Origin of the sequence: Bartonella sp. AP331QHHD, from assembly GCF_042195905.1 — a bacterium.
Lineage (GTDB): Bacteria > Pseudomonadota > Alphaproteobacteria > Rhizobiales > Rhizobiaceae > Bartonella.
This window is the reverse complement of the sequence record NZ_JBHIPG010000031.1, coordinates 57,476-76,485: the sequence shown is the minus strand read 5'-3', so window position 1 is coordinate 76,485 and position 19,010 is coordinate 57,476. Positions and strand designations below refer to the sequence as shown.

Annotated in this window: 16 protein-coding genes; 7 read left to right on the top strand and 9 right to left on the bottom strand. The window is 36.1% G+C overall.

Annotated features, from left to right (window positions below):
- Nucleotides 1-191 precede the first annotated feature (191 nt).
- The 3 genes from ACFIMS_RS03765 to ACFIMS_RS03755 all read right to left on the bottom strand — a co-directional run bounded on the left by ACFIMS_RS03765 (nucleotide 192) and on the right by ACFIMS_RS03755 (nucleotide 5,036).
- Nucleotides 192-1,766 carry a peptide chain release factor 3 gene (locus tag ACFIMS_RS03765; protein WP_375638149.1) on the bottom strand — a complete coding sequence of 525 codons (1,575 nt, stop codon included), beginning with the start codon at nucleotides 1,764-1,766 and terminating at the stop codon, nucleotides 192-194.
- A complete protein-coding gene (locus ACFIMS_RS03760) occupies nucleotides 1,766-3,427 on the bottom strand; it encodes a lysine--tRNA ligase (protein WP_375620882.1) in 1,662 nt (553 codons plus the stop codon). The genes ACFIMS_RS03765 and ACFIMS_RS03760 overlap by 1 nt, the downstream gene beginning before the upstream one ends.
- 373 nt (nucleotides 3,428-3,800) lie before the next feature.
- Nucleotides 3,801-5,036 carry an argininosuccinate synthase gene (locus ACFIMS_RS03755; protein ID WP_375612782.1) on the bottom strand — a complete coding sequence of 412 codons (1,236 nt, stop codon included), beginning with the start codon at nucleotides 5,034-5,036 and terminating at the stop codon, nucleotides 3,801-3,803.
- Between the two features lie 170 nt (nucleotides 5,037-5,206).
- Here ACFIMS_RS03755 and ACFIMS_RS03750 point away from each other — a divergent pair, with 170 nt between their 5' ends.
- Complete coding sequence (locus ACFIMS_RS03750) at nucleotides 5,207-5,848, top strand: LysE family translocator (protein WP_375612781.1); 642 nt, start codon at nucleotides 5,207-5,209, stop codon at nucleotides 5,846-5,848.
- 790 nt (nucleotides 5,849-6,638) lie between these two features.
- On the opposite strand, the gene rlmN is transcribed toward ACFIMS_RS03750, so the two are convergent.
- From rlmN to lptC, 6 genes are all read right to left on the bottom strand, one after another.
- Nucleotides 6,639-7,865 (bottom strand): 23S rRNA (adenine(2503)-C(2))-methyltransferase RlmN, encoded by a 1,227-nt coding sequence (gene rlmN / locus ACFIMS_RS03745; RefSeq protein WP_375638148.1) that lies wholly within the window; start codon nucleotides 7,863-7,865, stop codon nucleotides 6,639-6,641.
- 41 nt (nucleotides 7,866-7,906) lie between these two features.
- Entirely contained in the window at nucleotides 7,907-8,410 is a 504-nt protein-coding gene (locus ACFIMS_RS03740; protein WP_375696412.1) for an invasion associated locus B family protein, read from the bottom strand.
- Nucleotides 8,411-10,295: 1,885 nt separating this feature from the next.
- On the bottom strand, nucleotides 10,296-10,760 hold the full coding sequence (gene ptsN, locus ACFIMS_RS03735; RefSeq protein ID WP_375606109.1) for a PTS IIA-like nitrogen regulatory protein PtsN: 465 nt from the start codon (nucleotides 10,758-10,760) through the stop codon (nucleotides 10,296-10,298).
- 912 nt (nucleotides 10,761-11,672) lie between these two features.
- The gene (gene lptB / locus ACFIMS_RS03730; RefSeq protein WP_012754448.1) at nucleotides 11,673-12,467 is read right to left on the bottom strand and encodes an LPS export ABC transporter ATP-binding protein; all 795 of its coding nucleotides are present in this window, start codon (nucleotides 12,465-12,467) and stop codon (nucleotides 11,673-11,675) included.
- Nucleotides 12,468-12,473: 6 nt separating this feature from the next.
- The gene (locus ACFIMS_RS03725; protein WP_375612778.1) at nucleotides 12,474-13,073 is read right to left on the bottom strand and encodes an LptA/OstA family protein; all 600 of its coding nucleotides are present in this window, start codon (nucleotides 13,071-13,073) and stop codon (nucleotides 12,474-12,476) included.
- Between the two features lie 76 nt (nucleotides 13,074-13,149).
- A complete protein-coding gene (gene lptC, locus ACFIMS_RS03720; protein WP_375696398.1) occupies nucleotides 13,150-13,794 on the bottom strand; it encodes an LPS export ABC transporter periplasmic protein LptC in 645 nt (214 codons plus the stop codon).
- 183 nt (nucleotides 13,795-13,977) lie between these two features.
- Here lptC and ihfB point away from each other — a divergent pair, with 183 nt between their 5' ends.
- The 6 genes from ihfB to ACFIMS_RS03690 all read left to right on the top strand — a co-directional run bounded on the left by ihfB (nucleotide 13,978) and on the right by ACFIMS_RS03690 (nucleotide 18,907).
- Nucleotides 13,978-14,256 (top strand): integration host factor subunit beta, encoded by a 279-nt coding sequence (ihfB, locus tag ACFIMS_RS03715; RefSeq protein ID WP_273790186.1) that lies wholly within the window; start codon nucleotides 13,978-13,980, stop codon nucleotides 14,254-14,256.
- 7 nt (nucleotides 14,257-14,263) lie between these two features.
- Entirely contained in the window at nucleotides 14,264-14,560 is a 297-nt protein-coding gene (locus tag ACFIMS_RS03710) for a lipopolysaccharide assembly protein LapA domain-containing protein (RefSeq protein ID WP_273790185.1), read from the top strand.
- 173 nt (nucleotides 14,561-14,733) lie between these two features.
- Complete coding sequence (locus ACFIMS_RS03705; RefSeq protein WP_375696397.1) at nucleotides 14,734-15,666, top strand: class I SAM-dependent methyltransferase; 933 nt, start codon at nucleotides 14,734-14,736, stop codon at nucleotides 15,664-15,666.
- Between the two features lie 2 nt (nucleotides 15,667-15,668).
- Nucleotides 15,669-16,523 carry a TrmH family RNA methyltransferase gene (locus tag ACFIMS_RS03700; protein WP_375611349.1) on the top strand — a complete coding sequence of 285 codons (855 nt, stop codon included), beginning with the start codon at nucleotides 15,669-15,671 and terminating at the stop codon, nucleotides 16,521-16,523.
- Nucleotides 16,513-17,016 carry a signal peptidase II gene (gene lspA, locus ACFIMS_RS03695; RefSeq protein WP_375611348.1) on the top strand — a complete coding sequence of 168 codons (504 nt, stop codon included), beginning with the start codon at nucleotides 16,513-16,515 and terminating at the stop codon, nucleotides 17,014-17,016. Before ACFIMS_RS03700 ends, lspA begins: the two co-directional genes overlap by 11 nt.
- A 1,117-nt stretch (nucleotides 17,017-18,133) precedes the next feature.
- Nucleotides 18,134-18,907 carry a Bax inhibitor-1/YccA family protein gene (locus ACFIMS_RS03690; protein ID WP_375611347.1) on the top strand — a complete coding sequence of 258 codons (774 nt, stop codon included), beginning with the start codon at nucleotides 18,134-18,136 and terminating at the stop codon, nucleotides 18,905-18,907.
- Nucleotides 18,908-19,010 lie beyond the last annotated feature (103 nt).

Sequence of the window (19,010 nt, the reverse complement as noted above, 5' to 3'; positions counted from 1 at the left end):
TACAATTACAAATATATTATAACTTATTGAATATTATAAAATAAATTTACCGTATTCTTTATACAGTGCAATCTGAAAGTGTTCTTTACATACTCCTTTTGTTTTCAGAAAAAATAACAATATTCAGATCCCCAACTCAATATGAAAAATCATTATCAACTAAATTGTTACATAAAAAATTCTTCTTTATTTTAAGAGCGTACTTGATAATCTTTAAAAGCAGAAAATTTTATTTTAGGAGCTCTTTCTGCTTCATAATTTAATGAAAAATGGTTCTCCGCTAAAAAAACTGGATCACCTTCTAAATCATACGCAATAGCAGAGCGGTGATTGCTGAGAAACTTTTGCAACTCATCTTTGCTCTGCGCTGAAATCCAACGGCATAAATTAAAGCGCGCAGACTCAAAATTCACTGGCAAAGAATATTCTATTTTTAATCGTTCTTTTAAGACATCAATTTGCAAAGCACCAATAACACCAATGAGAGAAGGCGACCCATCATCAGGAATAAACAATTGTACAACCCCTTCTTCAGCCATTTGTTGCAAAGCTTCTTTGAGCTTTTTTGCTTTCATTGGATCGCCTAAACAAACACGACGCAAAATCTCTGGTGCAAAATTTGGTACTCCCTTAAAGAGGATATCTTCTCCTTCAGTCAAAGTATCGCCGATACGCAATGTTCCATGATTAGGGATCCCTACGATATCACCAGCATAGGCTTGATCAGCAATTTGGCGCGAACGCGCAAAGAAAAATTGTGGAGCCGAAAGTGTCATCGGTTTTCCTGTTCGAACCAACTTTGTTTTCATACCACGTTCAAGTGTTCCAGAACATACCCGAAAAAATGCAATACGATCACGATGATTAGGGTCCATATTCGCTTGAATTTTAAAAACAAATCCCGTCATTTTAGGTTCAGTTGCTATGACATTGCGCTGATCTGCACTTTGATCACGAGGACTTTGACCAAAATCTATAAGCGCATTGATCAAATCACGAACACCAAAATTTCGCAAAGCTGAACCAAAATAAACCGGTGTCATATGACCTTCACGGAAAGCTTGAAGATCAAAATTCTTGCAAACACTTTGAGCGAGTTCTACTCCTTCAAGAAAAGTGGAACGTTGATATTGGGGAAGTAAATGGACAACCTCACTGGGATTTGAAACGATCCGCTGTGTTATCTCATCATCTTTTTGGCGAAAACGGTTATGATGAAGGTCATAGGTCCCGACAAAATCTTTACCCGACCCAATGGGCCATGTTATGGGGGCGGTATCAAGAGCAAGCTTTTCTTCAATTTCATCTAAAAGCTCTATAGGATCACGTGCCTCACGATCCATTTTATTGATAAAAGTAACAATAGGAATATCCCGCATCCGACATACTTCAAACAATTTCAGTGTTCTTGGCTCAATTCCGCGTGCCCCATCCAATACCATGATAGCACTATCAACAGCTGTGAGAGTGCGATACGTATCATCCGCAAAGTCCTCATGTCCTGGAGTATCTAGGAGATTAAAAATATGATTTTCATATTCAAACGTCATCACCGAAGTCACAACGGAAATACCACGATCACGCTCAATATTCATCCAATCAGAACGGGTTTGAATACGATCTTTTTTGGCTTTTACTTCTCCTGCAAGTTGAATAGCACCACCAAACAATAAAAGCTTTTCTGTTAATGTTGTTTTCCCCGCATCTGGGTGAGCAATAATTGCAAATGTACGGCGTCGCTTTACTTCCTGCACTCTTCGTTCCATTATTCCTCCACAGGACGTGCAAGTGTTTCAGCAATCAGTGCACGCATTTCATTAATCCCATAAAGCGCTATAAATGATCCCCATCGTGGACCTCGCTCTTGTCCAAGAAGGACTTCATACAACATTTGAAAAAAAACATTAGAAACACCAGGCCCACCTTCAGGGCTTTTTTTGCTATGATCTTGATAGCGTTCCGTTAACCTTGCAACATCAAGAAGCATATTTTGTAATATGTTGCCATCAACAGTTTCAGGTAAATGAGCTAATTTTTCATCAATTTGTGCTAATGTTGCTCGTTCGCTATCATCTGGTATACGAAATTTCTTGTTTGGTTTAACAAAAACATCAAAATATTTAATGGCAAACTTCACCAATTGATCAAGTTCTGGATAAGTTTGTGCATTTGCTTCTTTAGCGTAACGAGAAATAAAACCCCAAAGAACTTCTGCATTCTCTGCATTTGAAGCACTTACCAAATTTAAAAGCATCGCAAAGGATACAGGCAAATCAACCTGCGGTGGACAACCATTATGAATATGCCATACAGGATTACTGAGCCGTTCTTGCCATTTTTGACGACCATAAGCAGAAAGATGAGCATAATATTCATCTACAGCTTTAGGAATAACATCAAAATAAAGCCTTTTTGCTGTTTTAGGTTTTGAAAACATATAAAGCCCTAAACTCTCTGTTGGGGCATAAGTAAGCCATTCATCAATGGTTAAGCCATTTCCCTTGGATTTGGAAATTTTCTGCCCTTTCTCATCTAAAAAGAGCTCATAGTTGAATCCTTCTGGGGGGGTTCCACCTAATACTTTACAAATTTTAGAAGAAAGATTTGTGGAATCGATAAGGTCTTTTCCGGCCATTTCATAATCAATGCTAAGTGCTGTCCAACGCATTGCCCAATCTACCTTCCACTGACACTTAACTTTGCCCCCCGTAACCTCTGTTTCTATGGTTTCTCCTGTTTCAGGTTCAATATAAGTGACAGTCCCTTTTTCAACATTACGCGCAATCATCGGTACCTGTAATACTTTTCCAGAAAAGGGAGAAATCGGTAGAAAGAGTGAATAGGTCGCTTGCCGTTCTTCACCTAATGTTGGTAAAATAATTGCCATAACCTTGTCATAACAGGCAAGGATTTTCAAAAGTGTTTCATCAAAACGACCGGAATTGTAATAATCCGTAGCACTTGCAAATTCATAATCAAAACCAAAACGATCAAGGAAAGCCCGTAACCGCGCATTATTTGCCGCTCCAAAAGAAGGATAATCATCTCCAAAAGGGTCGGGTACACGGCTCAACGGTTGACCAAGATAATGTTCCATCCTCTCGCGATCAGGCACATTCTCAGGAACCTTGCGCAAACCATCCATATCATCAGAAAAACAAAGTAATTTTGTTTTTACTTTATTCTCCGTGAGAATATGAAATGCATGACGCACCATGGTTGTACGTGCAACTTCCCCAAAAGTTCCAATATGCGGTAAACCAGAAGGGCCATAACCTGTTTCAAATATCACACTGTCTGGATAACCCGTTTTTTCATACCGTTTGATAATCTTACGTGCTTCTTCAAATGGCCAAGTTCTCGATTGAGAAGCTGCATCTTTTAATTCAGGCGTAAGGTTGAGGGTATCACACTGATCACGCATCATTATTTATCCTAAAAATTACACTCTTTCAAAATAGGGTGTATGGTTCTTGAATTTATTCGTCAATAATAGCAAGCAAAAAGATGAAAATTTCTTTATACTCTTAAGTCACTATACAAAAACCGCCCTCGTTATAAATATATTTTGTTCTGATAAAAATCAAAAACATTCAATATTATAAAGCAAAATTGACCTGTTTTGATTATCGAAGCCTTCATTGCTATTATTATCATGGGTTTTGCTTATTATATTTATTAGCGCAGAAGATAAGCTTCTAGTATTGAACGAAAGAACGGTAAAAACCAACAGAAAAATGCTTAAACTAGGCATTTCATACAAAAGCACTAATCCATATTACACTTGTCACCGTAATTTTCTATTTCTTTTCTTTATCACCTTGATGACGCATTGCTAATGTACGCAAACGTAGAGCATTTAATTTAATAAAACCAGTTGCATCTCTTTGATCATAAACACCTTGATCATCCTCGAAAGTTACTAACTCACTGGAATAAAGTGATTTTTTACTTTGGCGCCCTTCAATAATTACATTCCCCTTATAAAGCTTTAACGTGACTTCACCTTCAACATGTTCTTGAGATAAATCAATAGCTGCCTGCAACATCTTACGTTCCGGCGAAAACCAAAATCCATAATAAATGAGTTCTGCATAACGTGGCATCAATTCATCTTTTAAATGAGCTGCGCCACGATCTAACGTTAAAGATTCTATAGCTCTGTGAGCCGTCAAAAGAATGGTTCCACCTGGTGTTTCATAAATACCCCGTGATTTCATACCCACAAAGCGATTTTCTACCAAATCTAACCGACCAATACCATTATCGCGCCCATAATGATTTAACTCTGCAAGTAAAGTTGCAGGTGATAAATTTTTTCCATTGATTGAAACAGCATCGCCTTTTTTAAAGCCAAGAGTAATTCTGGTTGCTTGATCTGGAGCATCTTCCGGCGAAAGAGTACGCATATGGACATATTCAGGAGCAGGAAGTGCTGGATCTTCTAAAATCTTTCCTTCTGATGAAGAATGCAATAAATTTGCATCCACTGAAAAAGGCGCTTCACCTTGCTTATCCTTTTCTACAGGAATTTGATGAATACGAGCAAATTCAAAGAGATCTGTCCGACTCTTAAAATCCCAATCACGCCATGGAGCAATAATCTTTATATCAGGATTAAGCGCATAAGCGGAAAGCTCAAAGCGTACCTGATCATTGCCTTTTCCTGTTGCTCCATGAGCAATGGCATCTGCCCCTGTTTCCTCAGCAATTTCAATAAGGCGTTTTGAAATAAGTGGACGTGCAATTGATGTTCCTAAAAGATAAGTCCCCTCATAAACGGTATTGGCTCGAAACATCGGAAACACAAAATCACGCACAAATTCTTCGCGCAAATCTTCAATGTAGATCTCTTTAACACCTAGCATTTCAGCTTTACGACGAGCAAGTTCTAGCTCTTCCCCCTGCCCCAAATCTGCTGTAAAAGTTACAACTTCAACACCTAGCGCACTTTGCAACCATTTAAGAATAATTGACGTATCCAATCCACCTGAATAAGCCAAAACAACTTTTCTAATATTTTGCCACTTTTTCATTTTAACGTTCTATATGAGCTACTTTTTTATTTCTACCCAAAAATCAAAACGATGCAAGAAATATAAAAATAAATTCTTTTTAAGCAACATTAAAAAGACGCAAAAAGCGTAAATAAAGGTGCCTCAAAGTATAAATAGTGAACACTGCTTAAAAATAAAAGGAGATTTACGTGTCATTTCTACCGGAGTGGTCTATTGTTGTACAATTTGCTTTAGCATCGTTGATTTTAGCACTTATTCCAGGACCAGATATGATGCTTTCTGTAGGACGAACCATTACACAAAGCAAAAAAGCTGGAATTATGTGCGCCTTGGGTAGTGCAACAGGGTTTGCCATTCAGGTTACCGCTGTAGCACTTGGCTTATCAGCGCTTATTTTTGCTGCACCACATACTTTTGTTCTTCTGAAAATTGTTGGCGCCTTTTATCTTTTATGGTTTTCCTTTCAAGCTTTACGGAGAAACCCCACTTTTTCCTTTGAACAGACATCTTCTAAATCTCAAAGCGCTAAACGTAACTATCTTGCTGGTATTGGAATTAATCTTCTCAATCCTAAAGTTATACTCTTTAACGCGACATTCTTACCACAATTTATCAATGCGAATGATCCTATGGCAACACAAAAATTGCTCTTTTTAGGACTCTCTTATATTCCTATTTCTTTCCCCATTACAATTGCAATCGTTTTTACAGCGCATAAACTTACCAAAACTCTCAAAAAGAACCCTCTTTATATTCGCTTTCTCGACTGGCTTATTGCTGGTACTTTTACCAGCTTTGCCCTCCATCTCCTTGTGGTTACAAAACATTGATTTATACGTGTAATGTATCGCTTTTAATTTAAATAAAAAAAACAAATATTATAAGATTTTTTCATTTCAAACCTGTTTGTTTTGGATAAAACAATACCTTTCCTTTGTACATCACAAGAGAAGCTGGAGTTTTCGTATGGATAAAAACTATCTAAGAAAAGAATAAAAACACCTCTTATAAACCATCTCAAGTACTAAAAGCTGTTACAACATTGGGAGCTGAAAAATAGAATGGTGGTACCAATTTACACCTTTATTAAACATAAAGGTGTAGGAGTACAATACATTCACAGAAGCTTTTTGTTATACTCCTCACAAGCATTATCGTGATATGAAGAGTGTACTAAGAGATACTTAAAAAACATATCAATGGATAACTCAATGGTATTTATATTTTAGATCCTCTGTTTTGCTTGTGATGCGTGATCTTATTTAAGAAAATAATAAACAAAAGCATGAGGCAGTGCACAATCTCCACTTTTTAAAAGATATTACCGTAGATGCTTTTAAAAGACATAAAACCGAATTAACGAGTATGATAATAAGGTAGAAATTAGTTATAATCCTTAAGACCTCATATTCCCTCTAAATTAGGTTTCCTTCTTATTTCAGAGATTATGTAAACAGACTATAGACAATCTCTTACCCCATTTAGCATATAAACGCTGAAACTGTTCGTCTAGCACTTATCCATCTTAATCTCTGTCTCACATATGCCATCGCATGAAGTTTGGATATTAAATTACAAACAAAAAAGTATAGGCCTCGATATCGCTGAAAATTGCGTTACCTAATGACCAATGGCATTTTCAAGTCGTAAACGTTCAGATTTACGTAAGCGCTCTGAAGCTGATTTAAGCTGTCCACATGCAGCTAAAATATCGCGTCCACGCGGTATCCGAATAGGAGAAGCATAGCCCGCTTGATTAACGACATCAGCAAAACGCTCGATTTGCTCCCAATCAGAACATTGATAATTACTCCCTGGCCACGGATTAAAAGGGATTAAATTAATCTTAGCAGGAATCCCTTTCAATAACTGAATCAATCGCTTAGCATCATCTAAACTATCATTGATATCTTTCAGCATAACATATTCAAATGTGATTCGTTTTGCATTGGAAAGACCAGGATAATTACGGCAAGCCTCCATTAGTAAAGCAAGCGGATATTTTTTATTAATGGGAACAAGCATATCCCTTAGTGTATCGTGTACTGCGTGGAGTGAAATTGCTAACATAACACCAATTTCTTCTCCAGTTCGGATAATTCCAGGAACAACTCCACTAGTTGAAAGCGTAATTCGACGTTTTGATAAAGAAAGTCCATCGCCATCAGAGGCAATCAATAAAGCTTTTTTAACAGCTTCAAAATTATAAAGAGGTTCTCCCATTCCCATCATAACAATATTGGTAATTTTTCGTCCTTCAATGGGAACAATTGCTCCATCAGGGGTATTCTTATCAGGAAAATCACCCAAACAATCACGTGCAACCAATAATTGTGCCAAAATTTCTTCTGCGGTCAGATTACGAACAAGCGTCTGCGTTCCCGTATGGCAAAAAGAGCAGGTTAACGTACACCCTACTTGCGATGAAAGACATAAAGTACCACGTCCTTCTTCAGGGATATAAACCGTTTCAATTTCAACAGGCCTTCCAGCTCCACGTGCAGGAAAACGTAAGAGCCATTTACGCGTACCATCTTTTGATATTTGTTCTCCAACAATTTCTGGGCGCGCAATGGAGAAATGACACTTAAGTGTTTCTTGCATTGCTTTAGAAATATTCAGCATCTCATCAAAATTTGAAACACCACGCACATAAAGCCAATGCCAAAGCTGACGCACACGCATACGCGTTTGATGCTCTGGTACACCAACTGTCTTTAAAGCTTGCATCATTTCATCTTGCGACAAACCAATTAAAGAGAGCTTAGAACTCTCCTTCACGACCACATTATCTGTTTTTCGTGCAAAACATGAACCAACTGGTCTAAGGTCATAAGAAATGGCCATTGCTTTCCAATTCACATCACTATTTTAGAGTTATCGAAACCTTAATGGCACTTTTGAGCTGCATTTAATGCAGCAGTGATCCCTTTTAAGGAATAAGTATAAGTGGTATGCGTTCCTCGTTTTGATATCGCTTGCACTGTCATATTGCTTCCAGCACGCATAGCAGAAACAAGCTGCTTTTCTAGCTCTGATGACGCCAGCCAAGCTGAGGAATCTTTCGTGAAAAAATCAAAGTCCTTACCTCCAATGGTCACTGTCACTCTCGACCCTTCTTGAAGGGTATAACCAGCCATAAACTGCGGTTCAAACGAAATAGGTGAATGAGAACGCTTGGTAACCAAGAAAAAGTTATCACCATGATTAACTGTCGTTGGAAGAGCCTTCAAAGGTACCGATAACACATAGCAAATCGTATTTTTGGGCGATTTATAAGAATAGGCTCCCCACGCTTCAAATTGATTTAAACGGCTTGGCGTTTGTGCATATGCCACTCCCGCTGTAACAAGAACCATTACAGATGCAGCAATAACAGTCTTTTCAAACATCTTCATTTAGCTCACTTCTTTAGTCTCTAACAAGATTTTCTTCATTGGAAAAATTCAACAAAAACTCCTCGATATTCATGTGTTATTGTCCTAATTCCTTCAATAAGCGAAATATTTTCACACTAATCAAAATAGATTTCTACGTTTCATTGTGACCTTTTAATCGTTACCAAAACATAAACTTCTTATTCAATAACCACATTAAAAAATAATATCTTCATTTTACGCTACTTATTTCGTTTTTGTATAAAAAACGATTTCTTTAAGCTATAGAACTTCAAAACGAGATGAAAATATACCATCACTCTGTTAAGAAATAAACCATACTCTTTATATCACAAGCAATCTGATGCAAAATTTTGAAAATACACCCCGGACTCCCCGCAAAAAAGCTTAATCGCCTTACGAATATCACTTCTCGACTTTATGCATTCAATACATTTATGTTCGCAGAATACTCCATCTTTTACTCATTATAGTGCATTCATATTTCGTATTCAATATCGTCCCGATAACACTTTTTCTCAATCTTCAAAAGACCTTGTAAAAATAATAAAATATTATCAAGATATTAATAATAAAACATAAAGAATTTAGATTCTATCTCAATAATCACATACAATTTTGTTTCTTTTGATCTTATTTCCCTATATACTTCATCTCCAATTATTAATTTCTAAAATGATTTTAGTAGCTTATAATAGCTTAATCGTATTATTTTAATGTATTAGACGATATTTTTCTTTCTGTTATAAAAAACTTCTTAAGAATTCTTTGGGAAAGTCTCCTTATCTTATTTCTAAGTAATTTATAAAAAGAAATATAAAACTTTTTTCTATAGCAGTTCTAACATTACCGTTTTTTAAACAATATTTTAATCAATTAAAGACACTTAAATAAATCTTCCTATGCATAAAAACTCTTTCACCCAACCTAAAGGTATAATTTTCATTCTTACCGTACAAAATTGTTCTTTAGCATGAGCTCTATACAACAGCAGACATCTAAATCATATCTATAAAATAGTTGATCTCTCCACTTGTGAAGAAGAAAGCTGGCACCATAACACTATTTTCCAGCTCCCAATGTTTTGCACAACTCTCGATACTTTAGACGATTCATAGGAAGCATTTTTACCCCTTTCTTGTACAGTTTTTATCCACACGCTAATTCCGTTTACAACGTGCAAGGAAATGGTTTTGATTGATTCAACATAAACAAGTTTGGAATGAGAGAATTTTACAATATTCGGATCTCTCATCTAACATGCGAAATAGTGAATTATATTTAAAATCAATATCTTGCTATACTGAAGATACAATATATCTCTTATTTCTTCTTGAGCATTAAAATATTATCCCTAAACACTCAAACTCAACTTACAAAAAAATTCAATGCACAAATAAACTTTTCTGTTGATTTCTTTCCCGCTTTCAAAGGACGAAGATTCTTAATCCAATCTGGACTGAAAAAGTTTGGATTCTTGTCGAGCGATCTCCTCTTTTCTTCCCACTCATGTGATTCACTTAACTAAAGGCTCTACAGACAAGTCCTGTTTAAAAATATTTACCACGCACTCTAAAAGCACTTAATATATTAAGAAGACTTACAGAATTTATCTCACCATATCTCAAATGATAGTGTTTTTACAGTATAACAGGATAAAAGAATCCACGAACATAATAATTAGATGCTTTAATATACGAGAACAAGAAAGGAAAAGCCCTTCGTTTTTGTTGGTTGCTCTTTAAAAAGAAGGTTCAATTAGAAGTAATTTTCCTAAATCTCATGACATAACCTTTTGTTATTAGTCTTAAGATGCAAATTATATTATTTCCTACGCTCTGTAGTGCATACCTCACAATTTATACGCTCATAATAACTTTTAAGCTGCATTTGATTCTGAAGTTTGAATCAATAAAGCATAAAGCGCATTGGCATTATGCGTACTGCGCAACTTTTGTACAACATCAGTGTGACGCAAAACACGTGCGATCTGTGATAAAGCTTTTAAGTGATCTGCACCAGCATTTTCAGGTGCTAAAAGGAGAAAAACGAGATCTATAGGTTCGTCGTCAAGAGCTTCAAAATCAACAGGACTTTCAAGACGTGCAAATATACCAATGATCCGATTAATATCAGGTAATTTTCCATGAGGAATCGCAATACCTCCACCCAAACCCGTTGAACCAAGCTTCTCGCGTTGTAAAACAACATCAAAAATCACATGCTCACTAAGACCTGTTAGCTTGGAAGCTTTTTCGGCTAAAATTTGCAGAACCTGTTTTTTCGAATTAGCATTAAGAGCCGGAATGATCGCTTCCGGTGCTATTAACTCACTCAAATTCATACTTTAATTTTCCTCTTACACGCTAAAATGCTCATCAATAAACCTATAAACGCTATAGATACTTAATGTTCTTTCACTTTTCGCAACATCGCATGTGTTTTTACTTTTCAATTTATAATGGGTGATGGCTCAATACATCTCATATCACTTCTAAAACAACAATAAATAGTATTCGGATCATCATTAACGGCATAAGAAACCAAAGAAATGAAGTTGTTCATAAAGTTAATTTCCTTGCGACTCTAGAACAGGTCATTATTCATAAATTTATTAAACTTGTCATAAGAGTTTGATGTATAATCCGCCATCAGAGTTTTTCTTTCTTTAAAAATGAGCCCTTAAATTAAGATGAAAAGCATACTGAGCAAAATGGACCTTTACTTTGAAAATTACTGTATAGCTTGAACATCGACTTATAACAAGAATATAAAGATTTTTAGAAATTTAATGATTATTTTAAAAGATTTATAGATTTAGCCTGATATCTGTAGCCAAGCTCCTATTTTCAAATAGGCGATATAAACCAATAAAATACGACAACTCCTATTGAATAACCGCAATATATAAACCGGTGCTCCCATCAAAATACCTAAAACAGCATCATCGATATATTTTTTGATTCGACAGAGAAAAATATGATAAATATCTCTTACCTTTCAATAACACACGCATTTATTGAGAGCTTCGTTTATCACTCATTATCACGTTAATCTAGTGATATCTTTTCTATGATACAATTATGAGTAAGCTAAACTTATAAAACAACAAACTAACCTCTAATGATGAAGCCTTTTTCACCACTCAATAACAACATTAAGGTTATAGTCATAAAAGAAGTTTTGGCATAAATAAGGAAATTTTCAGTAATAATGTTTGGTTAAACTTAAATGGAAACTCGTGAAAGCTGTAAAATCAAAGAGAAAACTGATTTCCCAAATAAATTCTGCGTACATCAACGTTGTTGATAATATCGTTAGGACAACCGTGAACTAACACCCGCCCTGTATGAATAATATAAGCGCGATCGACAAGCCCTAATGTCTCACGCACATTATGATCCGTTATTAAAACACCAATGCCACGCCTCGTTAAATGACGAATAAGTTGTTGAATATCGAAAATAGCGATAGGATCAATTCCTGCAAATGGTTCATCAAGTAACATAAAATGGGGACGAGAAGCTAAAGCGCGCGCAATTTCAAGTCTCCGACGTTCACCTCCAGATAACGAAAGTGCAGACATTTTACGTAAATGATCAATTTTAAATTCATGTAAAAGGCTATCTAACTCTTCACGTTGTTTAAGGCGATCTTTTTCAACGACCTCTAAAACAGCTTTAATGTTATTTTCTACTGAAAGACCACGAAAAATAGACGCTTCCTGTGGAAGATATCCAATACCTAAACGCGCACGTCGATACATCGGAAGATGCGTAATATCAAATCCATCAATTTTAATGGATCCTCCATCAGATTTTATAAGCCCTGTCACCATATAAAAACAAGTTGTTTTACCTGCCCCATTGGGCCCTAAAATGCCAACGGCTTCTCCCGTACGAATGCCAAAAGAAACACCATTAACAGTTCGTCTTCCTCGATAAACTTTAATCAAATTACTGGCAATCAAGGTCCCTTTTAAGGGATTTTTTGAAGCTTCACTTTCAAGATTATACCTATCGGTTTGTTTTTTTCTTTTGATTCCAAACATGAAATCTTAATGGCCATTCTTTTGATTTTGTTTTAAAATAATAGAAACACGACCTTTTTTCTTAGGCGTCTCACAACCTTCTAAAAAAGCCTTTCCGCTTTCCATATTTGCCGTTAGTTTGCACCCCGTTGCCACATTGTCACCATCAGTTAACACAACATGATTCCCTGTCAAACTCATCATTTTTGACTTTCCATCAAAAACACCTTTATCACCCGTAGCAACTTGCGTAGCAATTTTTATATAAACTTTTCCTAAAGCTTCCATTTTTTGTATACTCGACGAACCAAATAAAGAAACAGATGATGCCTTTGTATCTTCCTTGTTTTTATCAATTTCTTTATATGCTTTATCGTAGTAAACAACTAATTCTGCCGTTTTTAAAAGACGTTCACCTTGTACCACTGAAACATCACCCTTAAAAAGCGCTATCCCTTCTTTATCACGTATTTCCAAAGAATCTGCATGAAGTTCTACCGGTTCTTTATCGCTTGATAGACTTATTCCAAAATGAGCCACTTCAGCATATCCTAAAACTGCTCCTTCTCCTAACATTCCCATGCTAAAAGCCAACATCACACCTATCCATCTTTTGTACGATTTCATTATTTCAATTCTTCTGTTTGTATATACACATACTTCTCTTTATAAATATCCTTTAAAGATTTGTATTGATATTGCGTTATTGCTTTTGAAGCACTAAATGCACACCACCATGGAAATATATGTTTTTTCCTTTTTCTCGAATTTGTAAGGCGTTTGCGGCAAGATTCAAACCGGCTTGCTGAATATTAACACGTTGATCTGTTTTTAACTGTCCCTCGGATAAGTTAATACTAGCTGACATAAATTGTACCATCATCCCATCATTCGTCGTAATCGTGAATGGCTTATCCAACTGTAAAAAACCATTAATGTTATCGTAAACCCCCCCTTGTGCGACGAGAAAAACCTGTCTTTGTTGGCCCATAAATGCTCTAGCTGTAATGTTTTGCAACCCAATCATTCCAGCGTGGGTATGATCTTGAAATGCCTTTTCTGCTTTAAGCCAATAAGGTTCATGAGCACGCGTATACCCTTCTAATTTTGGATTGAGCATCGTCAAATTCATCACGCCACTTTCTCCATTATTCAAAGGCATAGAATCAGAAGTAACGGGAACCAAGAAAAACGTAAACCAGCAAAAAACCAGCGCTGAAATCAACGCTAAGAGAGGTAAAAAAATTTTTAATATGCTAATGCGACGCGAATGACGGGATGCTTTTTTTAAAACATCTCCAAAAGATGATTGCGTTGAAAAGGCTTCATAATGATTGTGTACGGACATACTCTCCTGATCTCTTAAATCCTCCGCATTTTTAATCTGTATACCCTTTATAGAAGGTATTTTCAAATTTTGTTTCTTGCAATTTGTTTTTTCTTGATTTTATTTTGCTTTTATCCGTTTATATATTGTAATATGCATGGAGTGCACAATTACAAAATTTTTTTGTGTGAAAGTGAGGCTATTGTGGTAAAATCAGAGCTTGTACAAATTATCGCTCGTCATAACCCGCATCTTTTTCAACGGGATGTGGAGAATATTGTAAACGCTATTTTTGAGGAAATTGCAACAGCACTTGCAAATGGCAATCGCGTTGAACTTCGTGGATTTGGAGCTTTTTCTGTAAAAAGCCGTTCAGCCCGTAATGGACGTAATCCACGAACAGGTGAAGCCGTTTCTGTTGAAGAAAAGTGGATTCCTTTTTTTAAAACTGGCAAGGATTTACGCGACCGTCTTAATCAGTGAGAAACTTATGATAATTAAACGTATTCTTCTAACAAGTATCGGTGTGATTCTCGCAGCGGTTTTGATTGTTTTTATCGTGGCTAATCGTCAAATGGTTCCGTTAACCCTTGATCCTTTTCGAGCAAATCCTGAAAGTTTTACTTATCATGCTCCCCTCTTTATATGGCTCTTTATTTTCTTTGGTTTTGGTATTTTATTAGGAAATCTGATCAGTTGGTTTTCCTATCACAAATACAAAAAAGCTCTCAAAAAAAGTAAAGCCGAGATTGAAAAATTGAAAACATCTATCACAAATCTGGTGTAATGGTATTTAAATGAAATCTTTTCTCTTTAGTATTTTATATTCAGTACAGAGTTAAAAGTGCTCTTTTTCTTTTTTTATACATGTTTTAATTGACTTTAGCTTTTTTGCACTTTTACGAAACATTTAAGAGCTTTATAATATATTTTTATACCTCATATACCGTGATACAAAACATGCCCGCACAATGCTTTCAATTCTCCCATAACAATAGATATCCGCAGGAAAAGCTGCCCCTTATTTTAGAAACGGGTATAAGCGAAAACTATGCTCTCATTGATTCTGGTCATGGACAAAAATTAGAACGTTATGGAGCTTACCGCATTATTCGACCAGAAGGTCAAGCACTATGGAAACCCGCTTTACCACAAAAACGATGGGCTGATGTTGATGCTATTTTCACAGGAAACCTTGATGAAGAAGGGGTTGGGCGTTGGCATTTTCCTAAAAAGCCACTTGATGAAACATGGGCTCTTGCTTGGAATGGATTGTCTTTTCTAGGCCGTTTTACTTCCTTTCGTCATGTGGGGGTTTTTCCTGAACAAGATGCCCATTGGCGCTCTATGGAAGAACAAATTGTTAAAGCCGAACGCCCTATAAAATTGTTGAATCTTTTTGGCTATACAGGTATTGCCTCTTTGATTGGAGCACGAGCGGGTGCGAATGTTACCCATGTTGATGCTTCTAAAAAAGCCATTGCGTGGGCAAAAGCTAATCAAGAAAGAGCAGGATTACCAGATCATTCTATTCGCTGGATTTGCGATGATGCTATGAAATTTGTCGAGCGTGAACTGCGTCGTAAGAAAAGCTATGATATGATTCTTCTTGATCCCCCTGCTTATGGGCGTGGACCCCATGGTGAAATTTGGCAACTGTTTGATCATTTACCCGCCATGATCACAAATTGTCGTAAACTTCTCTCTGATAAACCGCTCTCTGTTGTCCTTACGGCTTATTCTATTCGTGCTTCCTTCTTTGCACTTCATGCTTTAATGCGTGATGCATTTGTAAATCTTGGTGGTACGGTCGAATCAGGAGAACTCATTTTGCGTGAAGAAGTTGCAGGACGTGCTCTTTCTACTTCTCTTTTTAGCCGTTGGATTGCTTGAATATGTGTAGACCTAAAACTGGTAGAGTGAAAGAAATTACCTCTCTTAGCAACCCCATCATAAAAAATCTTAAAGCACTTAGCCAAAAGAAAAACCGTAATAGAGAAGGTCTTTTCATGGCAGAGGGATTGAAATTGGTCATTGATGCTCTCAATCTTGGCTGGACAATACAGACGCTTATTTTTTCTAAAAGTGAAATCGGTAATGCTACTATCGAAAATACTGCCGCACGTGCTGTAGCCAACGGTGGTTTTGTTATTAAAGCCTCACAAAAGGTTATGGAATCACTTACCCGACGCGATAATCCACAAACAGTTATTGGTATTTTCAAGCAAAAATGGCACTCTTTTGAAATGATAAAAGGGCAGATTAAAGATGTTTACATCGCGCTTGATCGTGTACGTGATCCTGGAAACCTTGGTACCATTATTCGAACCGCTGATGCTGTAGGTGCTAAAGGTGTTATTTTAATTGGCGAGACAACAGACCCTTTCTCGCCTGAAACAGTCCGCGCAACCATGGGATCTATTTTCTCTGTACCACTTTATCGTTTTGATGAAAACGGCTTTTTAAACTGGTCTTCTCACTTTAAAGGTATGATTGTTGGAACACACCTCAAAGGTTCTCTGGATTATCGCACACTTGACTTCAAAAATGGCCCTATTATCCTTTTAATGGGGAATGAAAAACAGGGATTATCAGATCTTCTTACGAATCGGTGTGATAAACTTACGCGTATTCCACAAAGCGGACGAGCAGACTCGCTTAATCTAGCTGTAGCAACAGCTGTTATGCTTTATGAAATCCGTCGCCCCTATTTAATACTGGAACCATGTGAGGAAAAACATGATTCGTAAATCACTCCCTTTTCTTCTCTTGGGCTTGGCTTTTACAGTAGTACTTGATCAAGCTGTCAAATACTGGGTTATGCACAATATGCCTTTAGGAACAGAAATTTCGCTTATTCCTTTTCTTTCCCTTTATCATGTGCGCAATTCTGGCATTGCATTTTCGTTTTTTTCTTCCTTTTCTCAGTGGGGAATCATCGCCATCACGATCATTGTGATTATCTTTCTTCTATGGTTATGGAAAAATACTGAATATAATAAGTCTTTAATGCGCTTTGGCCTTATTCTTATTATTGGGGGAGCCATCGGCAATCTCATTGATCGTATTCGCTTTCATCATGTCACTGATTACATACTTTTTCATATTGATGATATTTTTTATTTTGCTATTTTCAACCTTGCAGATAGTTTTATCACTCTCGGTGTTATTGCCATCCTTATTGAAGAATTGCGTACTTGGATGAAAGCAAGGCGTCATTCCAATAGTACATCTTCTCACTGATATGTTCAGTGCCTTAGAAAACAGAGATTATTGACCGTCACAAGTCTGATTACGCATTGATTTCTCTTAATCAATTCTTGTTGCTCGTCATTTCACGTGTTTCTCTTCATGGGACTATAAAATCTTACTTTCTTTTCAACTTTACATTTCTACACTTAGTTAGTGCAAAAGAAATGAACTCAAATAGAATCAATATTTTTTATCCATGTGTCCTACATCACAATTTTTGAGGAGACATTTCACAGCATTTGAAGTTCTGTTTATTTGATTTGAACAATTGATTTTCGTACGTTTTTTAGTTTTTACAGATATCGATTTTACAGAGCCTTTCTTAAGTGCTTCGTTTAAAAACTCTCCTTTTTTATTTTATATATTGTTTAATAAAAAACATTTTCTCAACTATTTTCAATGGTGTCTTGTTAAAGCAACATATTGATTATAAATATAAATTACCGTTTTTTATATTGAATAAAAGCCCTTACTATCCTAAATCTCTTTTATTTGGAATCTGTTCATGTTGAATCCATTAAAACAATGTCTCTTGCAAGACACAAGTCAATAATCTTGATTGATTTAATATGAACAGATTTTCAACCAGAGAATCTTGCGATATTCGGAGTATCATTTAGCATTCAAAAAGACAATTTATCATTATACATCAATATATTATAAAAAATCCAATTCAATAGCTCTTATAACCGTGCAAAACAGATGCAATATTGGAGGTTGAAATAGTGTGATGATACTTGCCGCTCTTCTCATAAACGCAAAAATAGTGAATATTTTATAAGGGATTGTATTACATAGTTTCTGTGAAAATAGAAAAGTTTTTAAGTATAGTCTTTTTATCTTGCAAAAATATGGCAAAAAATGGAAATATTTTTTATTAAAATGAACTATTTCCTTACCAATTTGTAAGGTTCCTTCTTCATATAAATCTCTTGTAATTTTTAAATAAATCTCCATAATAAGAGCATATATGCTGGAATTCTGTCAGTGATTCTTAAGGGTTTTTGTATTTGCCCAATTAAGGCTTATACCAAGCTTATCTGTGTAATGACAGAGACACCTTTAAAGCCCTATACCTGACAGAACATATGCTAAAGGATTTTATATTATGGCTAATTTTAAAGATTTACGTTCGGCACCTGCTTCTCATGCCGATGCATCAATTGATCAGGGATTACGCGACTATATGTTGGGTGTCTACAATGCAATGGCCATTGGTTTGCTTATTACAGCTGCTGCCGCTTATGCAATTGTATCATTAGCAACGACAACAGATATGAGCCAAGCAGCAGCTCAAATCAATAGCAGTGTTTATCTAACACCATTTGGAGTAACATTTTATACATCGCCATTCTCTTATATTGTTATGTTTGCACCACTCATAGCAGTCTTATTTCTCAGTTTTAAAATTAATACATTGAGCACAAATGCTGCTCGTAGTCTCTTTTTTGGTTATGCTGCTCTGGTTGGTCTTTCACTGTCTTCAATCGTTTTGCGCTATACGACAGAAAGTGTTGTGCAAACCTTTGTCATTTCCGCCGCAACTTTTGGAGCTCTTTCACTTTATGGATACACAACAAAGCGTGATCTCACAGCAATCGGTTCATTCTTATTCATTGGATTGATCGGCTTGTTGCTTTCCATGATTGTGAACATTTTTCTTGGATCAAGCGCTTTGCAGTTTGCTATCTCTGTGATTGGTGTTTTTATCTTTGCTGGTTTAACAGCCTACGATACCCAGAGCATTAAGTTGATGTATTATGAAGGAGATGAAAGCGATACCAGAGGACGTAAAGTTATTATGGGCGCGCTGAATCTTTATCTTGATTTCATCAATATGTTTGTCTTCTTGCTACAGTTTCTTGGCTCAAACCGTGATTGATTGCAAAAATCATTACTTAATTAAAGAACCTTGTTTCTTTTAGAAACAAGGTTCTTTTGTTTTTAGTGTAAATCTTTACCCTCTGCTTCTTAGAAACTATTCT